This is a genomic window from Chryseobacterium sp. CBSDS_008 (assembly GCF_049959325.1).
GTDB lineage: Bacteria > Bacteroidota > Bacteroidia > Flavobacteriales > Weeksellaceae > Chryseobacterium.
On record NZ_CP188202.1, the window covers coordinates 3,382,254 to 3,395,919 of the forward strand.

15 protein-coding genes are annotated in these 13,666 nt (G+C 37.0%); 2 read left to right on the forward strand and 13 right to left on the reverse strand.

Going from position 1 to position 13,666, the window contains the following annotated elements; genetic code table 11:
• Positions 1 to 14 precede the first annotated feature (14 nt).
• The 6 genes from sufD to ACP3T3_RS15385 all read right to left on the reverse strand — a co-directional run bounded on the left by sufD (position 15) and on the right by ACP3T3_RS15385 (position 4,913).
• Positions 15 to 1,322: a Fe-S cluster assembly protein SufD gene (sufD, locus tag ACP3T3_RS15360; RefSeq protein WP_426476696.1), complete on the reverse strand. Its 1,308-nt coding sequence runs from the start codon at positions 1,320 to 1,322 to the stop codon at positions 15 to 17.
• Positions 1,323 to 1,356: 34 nt separating this feature from the next.
• Positions 1,357 to 1,749, reverse strand: a complete 393-nt coding sequence (locus ACP3T3_RS15365) for a four helix bundle protein (RefSeq protein ID WP_426476697.1) — start codon at positions 1,747 to 1,749, stop codon at positions 1,357 to 1,359.
• A 30-nt stretch (positions 1,750 to 1,779) separates the two neighbouring features.
• On the reverse strand, positions 1,780 to 2,523 hold the full coding sequence (gene sufC / locus ACP3T3_RS15370) for a Fe-S cluster assembly ATPase SufC (RefSeq protein ID WP_426476698.1): 744 nt from the start codon (positions 2,521 to 2,523) through the stop codon (positions 1,780 to 1,782).
• 18 nt (positions 2,524 to 2,541) lie between these two features.
• Complete coding sequence (locus ACP3T3_RS15375) at positions 2,542 to 3,045, reverse strand: GNAT family N-acetyltransferase (RefSeq protein ID WP_426476699.1); 504 nt, start codon at positions 3,043 to 3,045, stop codon at positions 2,542 to 2,544.
• Between the two features lie 6 nt (positions 3,046 to 3,051).
• Positions 3,052 to 4,500 (reverse strand): Fe-S cluster assembly protein SufB, encoded by a 1,449-nt coding sequence (gene sufB, locus ACP3T3_RS15380; RefSeq protein ID WP_426476700.1) that lies wholly within the window; start codon positions 4,498 to 4,500, stop codon positions 3,052 to 3,054.
• An 83-nt stretch (positions 4,501 to 4,583) separates the two neighbouring features.
• Positions 4,584 to 4,913: a HesB/IscA family protein gene (locus ACP3T3_RS15385; protein ID WP_045491822.1), complete on the reverse strand. Its 330-nt coding sequence runs from the start codon at positions 4,911 to 4,913 to the stop codon at positions 4,584 to 4,586.
• Positions 4,914 to 5,125: 212 nt separating this feature from the next.
• Between ACP3T3_RS15385 and ACP3T3_RS15390 the strand changes: the two genes are divergently transcribed.
• Positions 5,126 to 6,052: a GLPGLI family protein gene (locus tag ACP3T3_RS15390; RefSeq protein ID WP_426476701.1), complete on the forward strand. Its 927-nt coding sequence runs from the start codon at positions 5,126 to 5,128 to the stop codon at positions 6,050 to 6,052.
• Between the two features lie 12 nt (positions 6,053 to 6,064).
• A complete protein-coding gene (locus tag ACP3T3_RS15395) occupies positions 6,065 to 6,922 on the forward strand; it encodes a GLPGLI family protein (protein WP_426476702.1) in 858 nt (285 codons plus the stop codon).
• 44 nt (positions 6,923 to 6,966) lie between these two features.
• Here ACP3T3_RS15395 and ACP3T3_RS15400 read toward each other — a convergent pair whose 3' ends face one another.
• The 7 genes from ACP3T3_RS15400 to ACP3T3_RS15430 all read right to left on the reverse strand — a co-directional run bounded on the left by ACP3T3_RS15400 (position 6,967) and on the right by ACP3T3_RS15430 (position 13,654).
• Positions 6,967 to 7,266 (reverse strand): hypothetical protein, encoded by a 300-nt coding sequence (locus tag ACP3T3_RS15400; protein ID WP_426476703.1) that lies wholly within the window; start codon positions 7,264 to 7,266, stop codon positions 6,967 to 6,969.
• A gap of 18 nt (positions 7,267 to 7,284) precedes the next feature.
• Complete coding sequence (ypfJ, locus tag ACP3T3_RS15405; protein ID WP_426476704.1) at positions 7,285 to 8,145, reverse strand: KPN_02809 family neutral zinc metallopeptidase; 861 nt, start codon at positions 8,143 to 8,145, stop codon at positions 7,285 to 7,287.
• A gap of 65 nt (positions 8,146 to 8,210) precedes the next feature.
• The gene (locus ACP3T3_RS15410; RefSeq protein ID WP_426476705.1) at positions 8,211 to 10,289 is read right to left on the reverse strand and encodes an LTA synthase family protein; all 2,079 of its coding nucleotides are present in this window, start codon (positions 10,287 to 10,289) and stop codon (positions 8,211 to 8,213) included.
• 167 nt (positions 10,290 to 10,456) lie between these two features.
• A complete protein-coding gene (ribH, locus tag ACP3T3_RS15415; RefSeq protein WP_291935633.1) occupies positions 10,457 to 10,975 on the reverse strand; it encodes a 6,7-dimethyl-8-ribityllumazine synthase in 519 nt (172 codons plus the stop codon).
• A 3-nt stretch (positions 10,976 to 10,978) separates the two neighbouring features.
• Positions 10,979 to 11,686: a tetratricopeptide repeat protein gene (locus tag ACP3T3_RS15420; RefSeq protein ID WP_426476706.1), complete on the reverse strand. Its 708-nt coding sequence runs from the start codon at positions 11,684 to 11,686 to the stop codon at positions 10,979 to 10,981.
• Between the two features lie 228 nt (positions 11,687 to 11,914).
• Positions 11,915 to 12,451 carry an adenine phosphoribosyltransferase gene (locus tag ACP3T3_RS15425; RefSeq protein ID WP_426476707.1) on the reverse strand — a complete coding sequence of 179 codons (537 nt, stop codon included), beginning with the start codon at positions 12,449 to 12,451 and terminating at the stop codon, positions 11,915 to 11,917.
• Positions 12,452 to 12,454: 3 nt separating this feature from the next.
• A complete protein-coding gene (locus ACP3T3_RS15430; RefSeq protein WP_426476708.1) occupies positions 12,455 to 13,654 on the reverse strand; it encodes a hypothetical protein in 1,200 nt (399 codons plus the stop codon).
• Positions 13,655 to 13,666: the final 12 nt, after the last annotated feature.

Here is a 13,666-nt window from a genome sequence, read left to right on the forward strand (position 1 = left end):
TCAATATATAAGTCTTAAAATTCTATATCAACTCCTAATTTCTCAGCCAACAGCTTCGAGATTTTCTCTTTTAGAGGTTCTATATCAATATTCTGCATGGCATCATTCGCGAAAGCATATAAAAGTAATGCCTGCGCTTCTTTCTTAGAAATTCCTCTTGCTCTCAGGTAGAATAAGGCATCTTCATTCAATTGGCCTACTGTACAACCGTGAGAACATTTTACATCATCTGCAAAGATTTCTAACTGAGGTTTTGTATCAATACTTGCTCCTTCACTCAGCAGTACATTGTTGTTTTGCTGATAAGCGTTTGTTTTCTGAGCGATTTTGTCAACAAAAACTTTTCCATTGAAAACTCCGTGTGCATTGCCATCGAAGATTCCTTTATAGTTCTGATAACTTTCACAGTTCGGGAAATTATGGTGAACCGCCGTATGGTGGTCTACCAGCTGATCTTTTCCGATAATGGTGATTCCGTTCATGAATGAATTGATATTGGATCCGTTATGAATAAAATCAAGGTTGTTTCTTACCAGTTTACCTCCGAACGAGAATGTATTTACAGTTGTTAAGCTGTCTTTTTCCTGTCTTGCGAAAGTGTTGTCTATAAGATAGGTGGTGTTGTTATCGTTCTGAAGCTTGTGCCAGTCTGCTTTTGCATTAGGATACGTAAAGATCTCCGTTACAGAGTTGGTCAATACATAAGTGCTGTCAAAATTATGGTGGCTTTCAATTACTTCTACTTTTGCTCCTTCTTCTACAATTAAAAGATTTCTTGTGTTGTAGAATGTATTCTCTTCCTGATTCTGAGAAATATAGAAAACGTGGATTGGCTTTTCAATCACAACATTTTTCGGAACTTTAAGGAAGAAACCATACTTGCAGTAAGCAAGGTTTAGATGGGTAAAGGCCTGTTCCCTGGAAGCAATGGTATTGAAATATTTTTCAAAAACCTCCCTGTGCTTTTCATCGTTCAATGCATAGTTGAAAGAAAGGAACTCTACATTTTCAATAGATACTTTTGAAAGCTCTTTGTGAAGCTTCCCGTTTACAAAAACGATCCAATCGAAATTTTCCTCACCAAGATGCAGTTCATCAAACTGTTCTTTGGTAATATTATGGTTCTCTTTCGGGAAGAAGTTGTAGCTTTTTTCCGTGATTTCCTTTAGATTGGTATATTTATATTCTTCGTCTTTTTTTGTCGGAAAACCAAGGTTTTCGAATCTCTGAAGAGCTGCTTTTCTACTGTCATCCAGAAACCTGTGACGAAGACTCTCCAAAAATTCATTATGGTTCTCTATAATTTGTTCTTTTAAACTCATTGTTTATTTGAAATTTGAAATTTGAGATTTGAAATTATGGGCGGTTAAATTTATTTCCGTTATGTTCGGTGGTTTTTAAATACTTCATAAAACCTGAAATCATTTTTGATAAATCCGCATAATCTTTTTCCAAATCATTAAATTCATTCTCGTTAATAAAATCTCTATCAAATGCTCTGATCAACTGAGATCTTACTTCTCCACATGATCCTTTCGACATAGATAAAAAATTAATAAACTCTTTATTTCCTTCCCTTTCAAAACCTTCTGCAATATTATCCATTACAGAAGCAGATGAACGGTCGATTTGATTTTTAATATTTTGACTGCAATTTGAATTTTGTATTAGTGAGATGAAAATTTTTTGGCATAATTCCCTGGATTTTTTCCATATATCTAAATCCTCAAAATTATTTATAGTGGCCATAATTTCAAATCTCAAATATTTAATTTCAAATTAATTTAAAAGCCAATCGTACCCTTTTTCTTCAAGTTCTAATGCTAAAGATTTATCACCTGTTTTGATGATTTTTCCATCTGCCAACACGTGAACGAAGTCAGGCTGAATATAGTTAAGCAGTCTTTGATAGTGGGTAATCAAAAGCACCGCATTTCCTTCATTTTTAAAGTGGTTTACCCCATCTGCAACAATTCTTAAAGCATCAATATCCAATCCTGAATCAGTTTCATCAAGAATAGCCAGTTTAGGATTAAGCATCATCATCTGGAAGATTTCGTTTCTTTTCTTTTCACCTCCGGAGAATCCCTCGTTCAGTGATCTTGAAAGGAAATCTTTTTTGATCCCCAGTTTCTCAGATTTTTCACGGATTAAGGCAAGCATTTCCTTTGCAGGCATTTCTTCCAATCCGTTTGCTTTTCTTGTTTCGTTTAAAGCAGCTTTGATAAAGTTCGTTACAGAAACTCCCGGAATTTCCACTGGATACTGGAAAGAAAGGAAAATTCCTTTGTGAGCTCTATCTTCAGGAGCATCTTCACTGATATCTTGTCCTTCGAAAAGAATCTCTCCACCGGTCACTTCATAATCTTCTTTTCCGGCGATTACAGAAGAAAGAGTAGATTTACCTGCTCCGTTCGGCCCCATAATAGCGTGAACTTCGCCCGGCTTTATTTCAAGATTAATACCTTTTAATATTTCTGCGCCATCTTCAATTTTGGCGTGAAGGTTTTTAATTTCTAACATTTTATTTGCTTAAACAAATTATTTTTGAATTCTATATACTAAACTTTCAGGTTGACCAGGAACATCATCAAGTGTCCCGATTTGTATCATACCTGCCTTTTCCAAAACTTTAACAGAAGCTATATTGCCGGGACGAACAATTGCGAATATTTCTTCATTGTTCTCCTTAAAGCCAAAATCTATAGCTTTCTTTGTGAATTCTGTGGCATATCCCTTCCCCCATGCCTGGGAAGCAAAACGATAGCCTAAATTCAATTTTTCTTTGTCTCCGTAGAGTTTGTAGCTCAGTCCTCCAAAACCTAATATATTTTCAGGGTTTTCCTTTTCAACAATAGCCCAGCTTCCAAAATGATGGGTGTCCCAATGATCGAGAATTTTTGCAAATGTATTTTTTGCTTTTTCAAAACTCATTGGACCGCTTGGATTATGAATATTGGTTTGTGGATCATGATTAATTTCAAAGAATCTTTCAAAATCTTCTTCTGTAGGTTTTCTTAAAATTAATCTTTCCGTAGCTATCATATTTTCTTATCCTACTGATCCTTCTAATGAAATTTCCAATAATTTCTGAGCTTCAATAGCGAATTCCATTGGAAGCTTATTTAAAACTTCTTTGCTGAAACCATTTACGATCAATGCAATTGCTCTTTCAGTATCAATTCCCCTCTGGTTACAGTAGAAAATCTGATCTTCACCGATTTTTGATGTCGTTGCCTCGTGCTCTAACTGTGCCGTAGGGTCTTTGATTTCAATATAAGGGAAAGTATGAGCTCCACATTCATTACCCATCAATAGAGAGTCGCACTGGGAGAAGTTTCTTGCTCCTTTTGCAGAAGGCATTACTTTTACCAATCCTCTGTATGAGTTTTGAGATTTTCCGGCAGAAATACCTTTGGAAATAATCGTTGATTTGGTATTCTTTCCAATGTGGATCATTTTTGTTCCGGTATCAGCATATTGGTGGTTATTGGTTACTGCAATAGAGTAGAACTCTCCGATAGAATTGTCTCCTTTAAGGATACAAGACGGATATTTCCACGTCACTGCTGAACCTGTTTCAACCTGTGTCCATGAGATTTTTGCATTTCTTTCACAAAGCCCTCTTTTTGTTACGAAGTTGAATACTCCTCCTTTACCTTCTTCATTACCCGGATACCAGTTCTGAACTGTTGAATATTTGATTTCAGCTCCGTCTAAAGCGATCAGTTCCACTACCGCAGCGTGAAGCTGGTTTTCATCTCTTGATGGTGCGGTACATCCTTCAAGATAAGAAACATAACTTCCTTCATCAGCCACAAGAAGTGTTCTTTCAAACTGGCCTGTTCCGGCCTGGTTGATACGGAAATAAGTGGAAAGCTCCATCGGGCATTTTACGCCTTTAGGAATATAACAGAAACTTCCGTCAGAAAATACTGCGGAATTCAATGCTGCGTAAAAGTTATCTCCTCTCGGAACTACTTTTCCAAGATATTTTCTTAGTAAATCGGGATGGTTTTTAATGGCCTCAGAGATTGAACAGAAAATAATTCCTTTTTCTGCCAATGTATCCTGGAAAGTGGTTTTCACAGAAATGGAGTCCATTACGATATCTACGGCAACTCCGGAAAGTCTTTTTTGCTCTTCGATATTAATCCCCAGTTTTGCGAATGTCTTCAACAATTCAGGATCTACTTCGTCAAGACTTGCCAGTTCAGGCTTTACTTTAGGAGCAGCATAGTAACGGATTGCCTGAAAATCTGGTTTTTCATATTTGATATTGGCCCATTCGGGTTCTACCATTTTCAACCAGATTTTAAAAGATTCCAATCGCCATTCGGTCATCCATTCCGGCTCTTCTTTTTTAGCAGAGATCGCACGGATGATATCCTCATTTAAACCGATCGGGAAATCTTCATAATCAATCTTCGTCTCCCAACCGAATTCATATTTTTTATTTTCTAGATCGACTCTTAAATCGTCTTCTGTATATTTACTCATTATTATTTTTTAGATTTCAGATGTTAGATTTCAGAATTCAGAATAGCTCTGAGGTCTGAAATCTAGGATCTAATGTCTTTTCTCTAAAGACTAAATGATTCTCCGCATCCACATGTTCTGGATGCATTCGGGTTGTTAAAAACAAACCCTTTTCCGTTCAATCCTCCTGAATACTCAAGAGTGGTTCCTGCCAGATAAAGGATGGATTTTTTATCTATAATAATTTTAATGTTATTATCTTCAAATATCTGATCTGCGTCTGTTTTTTGGTTATCAAACTTTAAAACATACTCTAAACCAGAGCATCCGCCGCTTTTCACCCCTACTCGTATATAATCTTCAGCAGGGTTAAAACCATCTTCAGTCATCAACTGAATGGCTTTCTCCTTTGCATAGTCTGATACTTTTATCATTGTATTTATTTAGAATGATTTAATGATGCAAAAATACGAACTAATTTCCGCAATCTCAAATCGAAGATATCTATTTTAATGATTCTGATATTAATAGCAAGGTTAAAGACGAGGATTTATGTTAAAATAAGATAAATTTGTTATGCTTATGTGAAGATTTTATTTCTCTTTTAACCTTGAAACGTATTTCATATCTATAAATAAAATTGGCAATGAAACAAAAAATAACTGCTTTTTTTGTGTTGTTTTTCACCGCAGTGTCTTACGGACAGACAATAAGATTTGTGTACGAAACACTGGTAAACCCGGATTCTATTAATCTGGTAAGCATGAAAAGCGAAAGAACCTTTCTGGATATTAAAGGAGACCGCTCCTTATTTATCAGCGAAAATAAATTGAAAAGAGACTCTCTTTTTACTTCTCTAAGATCAGCAGCGAAAGAAAATGATAAAAAAGAAGAAAAAGATTTTTCAAAGCTGGAAGGTAAGAAACATTTTGAACCCACTTTCTTTGGCTATTTTATTTCTAAAAGTATTCCGGATCAGAAAGTATATTATTATGAAAAAGCAGCTGGAAAACAAATTTATTACCAGGAAGACAGACCTGTAAAATGGGAAGTAACCAATGTTGTGGAAAAGCAAAATGGATATTCTGCCCAAAAAGCCGTTACAGAATTTGGAGGAAGAGTCTGGACCGCATGGTTTACAAAAGATATCCCTGTTTCTGACGGCCCGTATAAATTTTCAGGATTGCCGGGACTGATTGTAAAGCTGGAGGATGACAAAGGAGATTATAAATTCGATCTTGCTAAAAAAATTACTGTTAAAAATGCTTTTGAAGAACAAATCAACTCTGATGCTAAACAAAGTACAAGGGTTAACTTCCATGGTGATAAAGCTGCTCTGGAACTGGAGTTTGGCAAAAACAGAAAGGTAATGGCCGGAAATAGCGGAGGAGCAAATATGATTATGGGAAGAGGAAGACATAGTGGCGGCATGGACGGCGGAATGAATGGGGGAGGCATGAGTGGCGGAAGGCGAAGAGGCGGTGACAATCAGGGAATGCCGATGTCACAAGGTTCATCTGTAGAAGTTCCTTCTTTCACCAGTATAGCTCAGAACCCAATTGAATTAAAATAAATAAAAATATCAATGAAAAAATTAGGTGTTATCGCATTGGCACTCTTTATACAGAATGTTTCTGCACAGACAAACAGGTTTGTGTATGAGGTGACTATGAAGCCGGATGCAGAAAATAAAACAGATATTAAAACTGAAAATGCTTACCTGGATATTTCTCCTGAAAAATCTATATTTTATTCTGAAAACAGGATCAAAAGAGATTCTATCATGCAAAAAGCATTTCAAGGGGGAGGCGGAAGAGCAAGTATCAACCGGGATCAGATGGAAGGATTGAGAACGAATATCAATTATTCTGTAGAAAAGGATAAAACAAACCAAAAGACGTATTTTAAAGACAGAATCGGGCGCGATATCTATTCATATGAAGAAGACAGACCGCTGAACTGGAAAATTGAATCGGAAACCAGAAAAATAGGTGAATATAAAGTGCAGAAAGCTGAAGCTGATTTTGGCGGAAGAAAATGGACGGCATGGTTTACAACAGACTTACCTTATCAGGACGGGCCATACAAGTTTGGAGGACTTCCGGGACTGATCGTAAAAGTGGAAGATGATAAGGGAGATTATTCTTTCGATTTAATGAAAAACTATAAAATCGCTGAGTTTCCTGCTTTGAATCAGTTTGGAAATACGTTAAAAGTAAAAAGAACAGATTACTTAAAGCAGCAGCAAAAGTTTAAAACTGATCCAATGTCATTCATGAACCAAGGTGCAGGAGGTATTAGCGCTCCAACGAGAGGTGGCGGAGGCGGAAGAGGCTCTGGAGGTGGCGGTGGAAATCAAAACCCGGCAGAGATGAGAAAAAGAATGGAAGAAAGAGTAAAAGAAGAAGCCAAGAAAAATTCAAATCCAATTGAATTGCAATAAATAAAAATGCGGTCTCAAAATAAGACCGCATTTTTTATTCAGAGTTATAATTTTATGTGTGTTTTTTCCAGGATTATTTTATTGTAATACATTAATTCTGGGATAGCTATACAGTTTTTATTAATAATCTGTATATTGTTTTTGGTAAGTAATGCTTTATTTCTTTCAGACAATGGAAGCGTACCAAAATGATAATATTTCATTTTCTTTTTGATATAATCGTTGGTAGCAATCCTCTTTACTTTTAAAAAGGAACTTTCATTTTGTTGCGCTGGATAAGTTGAACCATATGTACAGATGAAAAATATAGCGACAACAACTACATTTATTATTCCCCGATTCATTGTGTTTTTTGTTAAATTTTATTTTAAAAGCTGATTAAATGTATTACCTTGTCTTATATCTCCGGTGTTATAACCTTTCATAAACCATTCTTTACGCTGTGCAGATGACCCGTGAGTAAAGCTTTCCTGATCCACATATCCCTGCCCCCTTTTCTGAATGTTATCATCACCTACAGCCTCTGCAGCATCTATTGCAGACTCAATGTCGCCAGGTTCAAGGATATGTTTGCTGTCATTGGTTCTTTTTGCCCAGACTCCGGCATAGAAATCTGCCTGTAATTCTGTAGCAACAGATACTCTGTTCAATTGTTCTTCAGAATATCTTCCGCTTCTTCTTAAGGCATCCACTTTCTGAGTTGTTCCCAAAAGCGTTTGTACATGATGTCCTACTTCGTGTGCAAGAACATAAGCTACTGTAAATTCCGTCACCTTAGCTCCGAATTTCTGCTGAAGCTCACCAAAAAAGCTCATATCCATATAAACTTTCTGATCAGCAGGACAATAGAAAGGTCCCATAGCAGATTGTGCAGTTCCGCAGCCGGATTCTGTTGTATTTTCAAAAAGAACAACTTGAGGTGCACTGTAAGTCATTCCGTTTTCTTTAAAAATCTGATCCCAGGTAAGAATATTCCATTTGGCCATCATGTCAACCATTTGCCCTACTTGCTTTTCGCCTTCTGTAAGTTCTCTTTGTTCTCCGGAATTTCCGGAAGGCTGTATACTGCCGGAATTCAAAATACCGGACGGATCTCCTCCCAAAAAGAATACGATGGCTGCTATAATTAAAGTTCCGAGTCCGCCTCCTACAATCATACCGCCTCCGCCTCCTGAACCACGGCGGTCATCAACGTTTCCGCCTCTGTCGTCTGTCCATTTCATATTAATAAATTTATGGGTTAATTTAAATATTTTACGCCAAACTATAAGCGAAAATATCTAGATATTTATCTGTTAAGTTGTTTCGCTTTTAGCCAGTAAGAAGTGGACTGATATGCTGATACAGCATCATCTACCAGTTTCTGATCCGGGGTTTTTAACAATTCCTCGTCGTAATACAGCTTGAATGCCGGTGGTAAATCACTTTTTTCCAGTTCCAAAGAATACTGTTTCACTTTTTTTACCGGAGAAATAATGGTCAGGCGTCCGTCTTTCACAAAGCCTAAATCCTGATATGTTGCAATGTAAGCCTTAGGCTGGAATTCTTTTTTGAAAACATCCTGTCCCAGGAATTTGGATTGATAATTGAAATTCAATAGTCCCAAAACGGTAGGCATCACATCTATCTGAGACATAAGGCCATCAAATTTTTGAGGCTGAACGAATCCTTCTGAAAAGACGAGCGCAGGAATTCTGTATTTATCCATCGGAAGCTCTGTTTTTCCGGCGCTGGATGCGCAATGGTCTGCAATGATTACAAAAACAGTGTTTTTATACCAATCCTGTTTTTTAGCCATATCAAAGAACAGTTTAAGAGAATAATCTGTATATTTTACACCCCCTTCACGTGATTTTGCTGTCCCTGGAATATCTATTCTTCCGTCAGGGTAAGTAAATGGTCTGTGGTTGGAAACGGTCATCCAGTGATTGAAAAACGGTTTCCCTGATTTGGCTTCCGCATTCATTACTTTAATGGCTTTTCTGGCCATATCTTCATCAGCAACACCCCAAACGTTCGCAAATGTGATTTCTTCCGGTTTAAAGTTGTTTCTGTCTACAATACCATAGCCGTTTCCAGCAAAGAAATCCTGCATATTGTCAAAATAGCTGTATCCGCCATATAAAAACCTCACATCATATCCTTTGGATTTGAAGACGCTTCCGGTTGTGAATTTATTCTTATTGTCATCTCTTTTGATGATACTTTCTCCTGCAGTTGGCGGAATGCACAAGGTTAAAGCTTCCAGTCCGCGTACCGTTCTGTTTCCGGTAGCATACAGGTTAGTAAACATCAGTGACTTCTCTGCAAGGCTGTCCAGAAACGGAGTGATTTTTTGTGTATTCCCATAATGTTCCATGAAATCTGCAGAAAGACTTTCTATAGAGATCAGCACTACATTTTTCTTTACTTCAGGCTGTTCTGCAACAATTGTCCTTGATAAGGTATGCTGTGGATACTGGCTTAGGAAGTTCTTTTCAGCCTGCTGCTGGTTAATCTGTGAATAAAACTGGAAATAATCCAGCTCATTGTGGGTAAATGCCCAATAAAACTTGGGAAGTCCGTTGGCTTCAATTTCATCAGCAAAAACATTGTCTGATCTGATTTGCATCAAGGAAGGTATCGCCAGAGCGCTCAGGGCACAAAGCACGATAAAACTTCCCAGAAGCACCATTTTTTGTTTAAAGTCAGGAAGCTCCAGAAGCTCATTTTTTGTTTTCTTATAAATAAACCACGTAATGGCAAGCGTAACAATCATTATCCCGGAAAATAACGGAATAACAGGGTAGCTTTCCATGATATTTCCAATCACTTCATTCGTATAGATAAGATAATCTACCGCAATAAAATTATAACGTACCCCGAATTCATTGTAAAAGAAATATTCACTTACTCCATTGAAAATAATCAGAAGAACATATAATAGTAATGTGATGAAATATAATACATTGCGAATCTTAGTTCTTTGAGCAGGAAGGAATAGCATCAATCCAAAGAAAAGAGTTTTTATGCCTACGAAAGCAAGAGCTATTTCCATGACAGATCCTCCATATTGCTTGAAAATATTGTTGGGAACAAGCCAGATATAAAGGAAGAACAGAACCAGCATCCCCAAAATAATGTAACCGTAAGGTTTTTTATATTTCGAATTGGAAAGAAAAAGGAAGTAAAGTGCGAGAATGGAACTGGCCAATATGAAAACAAAAATGTCATTTACCAGACCAATCAGCAGAACTTTTACGACTTCGAAGAATCCAAAACTGGCTGTAGTAATAGGATGAAAAAAGAATACTGTTCTTATTATCAGCGAAATAATAAGATAGAAAATTCCTAAATACAGAAAAGGTTTTATTTTTTTTAAAAACATGTACTGACTGTTTTTATAGTTTTCACAAAGATAGTTTTTGTAGATAACTTTTGGTAGAAAAAAAGAAAAACATCCCTTTTATTAATAAGATTTGTGAATTATTTTATATTCCAATAAAAAAGGACTATTAAAAATAGCCCTTCTTTATTGTCAAATTGAATTACAGGTTAAGAGTGTCCAAAACCGATATTTCCTTTTTTATCTGATAATTTCTTTTTGAAATCAATCATTCTAAGGGCTGTTACTGCTGCTTCAACCCCTTTATTTCCAAGATCACCACCGCTTCTAGCGATAGATTGTTCCTTGTTATCATCTGTTAATACACAGAAAATAGTCGGTGTATCAGTCATAATATTGCAGTCTTTAATTCCCTGTGCTACTGCAGAGCATACATAATCAAAATGAGGCGTTTCTCCACGGATTACACATCCTATAGAGATTACTGCGTCATATTTTCTTTCTTTGCAAAGCTGCATGCTTGCATAGCTTAATTCAAAAGCTCCGGGTACAGGGAAAAGTTTGATGTTTTCAGACTTTACTCCTTCTTTTTCAAGAATTTCCAAAGCTGCATCACGAAGATTGTAGGTTACAAAATCATTCCACTCAGAAAAAACAATGCCGATAGAAAAATCCTCGGCATTAGTTATATGAAGTGGCTTGTAATCGGAAAGATTAACTGTTGCCATTTTTTAATAATATTTAGTCATTTCAATATAAGAATCAGACATTCCGTTGTCGTAGTCCTGATATTTCTCATCAATTGCAGAGAAGTACTTTTTAGCTTCTGCATTTTTCTTTAATCCTAATGCAAGGATACCTGCTTTTCTTGTGAAATAATAGGTGGTATAAGGATCATCAGATGCTGATGCTGCCTGGTCTAATAAAGATAAAGCCTCGTCATTTTTGTTAAGACCTGATTTTGCATCTGCCATCGCTCCATACTTCATTGCCATCAAAGTTTTGTTTTTGGAAGAGAACTTATCCAAAAGATCATATGCTTCCTGGAATTTTCCTTCTTTGAATTTTAATAAACCGGCATTGTAAGCAGAAAGTTTACCGATATCAGTAGAAGAATACTCGTTAGCTGTACCTATAAAACCAGGATTAGCTGCAGATTTTCCACCCAAAGCATCTTTATCTTTACCTTCAGTAAGGCTTTTCTGAGCAGCAAGGAAGCTTTTCACAGCTTCAGTGTTCTTTGGAGCAACTACGAATTGCTTATAAGCAAAGAATCCTAAAACCCCTAAAATCAATGCTCCAAATACAAAACCTAGCGGCTTTGAATATTTTTCAACAAATCTTTCAGTGTTTAAAGCTTCTCTGTCAAGGTCTTTAAAGAACTCAACCGTTTCTTTACCTTCTTGCTCGTTCTGAGCACTCTTTCCCAATTTTGCCATAAGTTTTTAAAAATTGAAATGCAAATTTAATTGTTTCTGAGAGATTTACAAAATACTTTGTGAGTATTATTGATGAAATCTTGTGAATTGCTACTCGTGAATGATGAATTTATTAAAAAAAAGATGCTTCGAGAGGTTCAGTATGGCTCTTCTAATATTACCTGTTTTAATCTCACAGTAAATGATTAGCGTTGTCATGCTGAGCCTGTCGAAGCATTATATTAAATCTTAATATCCTAAAATATGGTAAATTTCAGCACCAAATTTTTTCAGCTTTTCATCACCCTTTAAGTCTTTCAGGCCGATCAGGAAACTGAACTGTGAGACAACCGCTCCTTGTTTTTCTACTAATTTAGCCGCGGCTTCAGTAGTTCCGCCTGTTGCCAGAAGATCGTCATGAATCAATACTCTCTGTCCTGGTTTTAGCTGCCCTTCGCGGGTTTCGATAATAGCGCTCCCATATTCCAGGTCATATTTTTCTGAAATAACAGGGGGAGGAAGTTTTCCGGCTTTTCTGATTAAGATAAACGGAACTTCCAATGCCACAGCGATAGCGATTCCGAAAAGGTAACCACGGCTTTCTATACCGCAGACTGCATCTATTTTTCCTTTACTGAAGGCTGCAAGATCTGCAATAACATCTTCATAAAGTTTTGGGTTCAAAAAGATGGGTGAAATATCTTTGAACTTTATTCCCGGAATGGGAAAATCGGGGATATTTTCAATTGTTTCTTCCAGTTTTTTGATCAGTTCTGCTGAAGCCATTTATTAATTGATTTTATAGCTGGAAATTTTCCAGTCTCCGTTTACATTTTTAAGCCCGAAAGTTACTTTTAAAGAAGTAGTCTTACCGCTTTTATCCGTCACATCATAGGTAGCGTTTACACTGGCGCTGTTGGCGGAGGCACCGTTAGTTGTAATATTTTTTACGCTTACATTCTTCACAGATCCGAAACCTGAAGTAGGATTTGAGAAAGACTCATAGCTTCCCCAGCTTGGGTTGCTGGCAGTTTCGTATGCTGCTTTTAAGTTTTGAGAGCTTACACTGTTCAAAAATTTGCTTACCGTATTCTTGGGATCTGCAGACGGCTGTTTCGGAGCAGCTGGTGCTGCAGGAGTAGCTGTTGAAGGATCTGTAGTTGTTCCGGAAGGAGCTGTTGGGTTGCTTGGATCGACAACAGCGCTTGGTTGCTCAGACACGGCCGTAGAATCCATTTTTGGAACAGCAGGCACTTTTAGGGCTGCAGCATTCACATCAAGACCTATTTTTGACATTTTGAAAGTTTTGGCCGTAGTTTTTACAGAAACAGTAATGTCGATCTTGTTGTCTATTACTTTTGAAGCAGGAATAGACGAGAATTTCAAATTAAATCCTTTAAAATTATTGTCCTGCATCAGGTTTTTAGCTGTTGCCAGTCTTACACCATTGCTGAATACTTCAAGAGTGGCTTCAAGACCAGCTCCTGTAAATGATACCGGATTTCCGGCTGCATCTACAAGTCTTGGAACAATCTGGATGGCTGTAGGCGCTCCGGTTCCGTCATCTCCTGTAGGTCTTGTCACGAGACTCAATGATCCTGCTTTTACATCGTTAGGGTCGCTTTCTTTAGCTTTATCATCTCCGAAGATATTCATTTCTCCCAGTGATGGAGGGGCTGTACTTGCCCATTCTATTCCGTTTTTCTGTGCAACTTCGTCTGCCAGAGACATGATCTCAGGAACTTTTTTTCCGTTGATCAGTTTTCCAAGGGCTTTTAGCTCATTAATATCACCATCTGCCTCTACTCCAAATGTTTTAAGGATATAAAGAGCTTCATTAAACTTAATCTGCTTAATGGTAGGTAAACTGGAAGTCATATCATTGATACTTGACTGCAGTGTTTTAGTATTCGTAGCATCTACATGATCTTTCTTACATGCTGTAAAAAGCAACAGACTGAAAACAAGTAGAAAAGAAAACTTTTTCATTTTTATTTGGTT

Bases quoted from the DNA above. Each gene is read 5' to 3' on its own strand.
- ACP3T3_RS15390 (WP_426476701.1), top strand. From the start codon at position 5,126: ATGAAACAAAAAATAACTGCTTTTTTTGTGTTGTTTTTCACCGCAGTG.
- ACP3T3_RS15430 (WP_426476708.1), bottom strand. From the start codon at position 13,654: ATGAAAAAGTTTTCTTTTCTACTTGTTTTCAGTCTGTTGCTTTTTACA.
- ACP3T3_RS15375 (WP_426476699.1), bottom strand. From the start codon at position 3,045: ATGATAGCTACGGAAAGATTAATTTTAAGAAAACCTACAGAAGAAGAT.
- ACP3T3_RS15410 (WP_426476705.1), bottom strand. From the start codon at position 10,289: ATGTTTTTAAAAAAAATAAAACCTTTTCTGTATTTAGGAATTTTCTAT.
- ribH (WP_291935633.1), bottom strand. From the start codon at position 10,975: ATGGCAACAGTTAATCTTTCCGATTACAAGCCACTTCATATAACTAAT.
- ACP3T3_RS15420 (WP_426476706.1), bottom strand. From the start codon at position 11,686: ATGGCAAAATTGGGAAAGAGTGCTCAGAACGAGCAAGAAGGTAAAGAA.
- sufD (WP_426476696.1), bottom strand. From the start codon at position 1,322: ATGAGTTTAAAAGAACAAATTATAGAGAACCATAATGAATTTTTGGAG.
- ACP3T3_RS15365 (WP_426476697.1), bottom strand. From the start codon at position 1,749: ATGGCCACTATAAATAATTTTGAGGATTTAGATATATGGAAAAAATCC.
- ACP3T3_RS15385 (WP_045491822.1), bottom strand. From the start codon at position 4,913: ATGATAAAAGTATCAGACTATGCAAAGGAGAAAGCCATTCAGTTGATG.
- ACP3T3_RS15400 (WP_426476703.1), bottom strand. From the start codon at position 7,266: ATGAATCGGGGAATAATAAATGTAGTTGTTGTCGCTATATTTTTCATC.
- sufB (WP_426476700.1), bottom strand. From the start codon at position 4,500: ATGAGTAAATATACAGAAGACGATTTAAGAGTCGATCTAGAAAATAAA.
- ypfJ (WP_426476704.1), bottom strand. From the start codon at position 8,145: ATGAAATGGACAGACGACAGAGGCGGAAACGTTGATGACCGCCGTGGT.
- ACP3T3_RS15395 (WP_426476702.1), top strand. From the start codon at position 6,065: ATGAAAAAATTAGGTGTTATCGCATTGGCACTCTTTATACAGAATGTT.
- sufC (WP_426476698.1), bottom strand. From the start codon at position 2,523: ATGTTAGAAATTAAAAACCTTCACGCCAAAATTGAAGATGGCGCAGAA.
- ACP3T3_RS15425 (WP_426476707.1), bottom strand. From the start codon at position 12,451: ATGGCTTCAGCAGAACTGATCAAAAAACTGGAAGAAACAATTGAAAAT.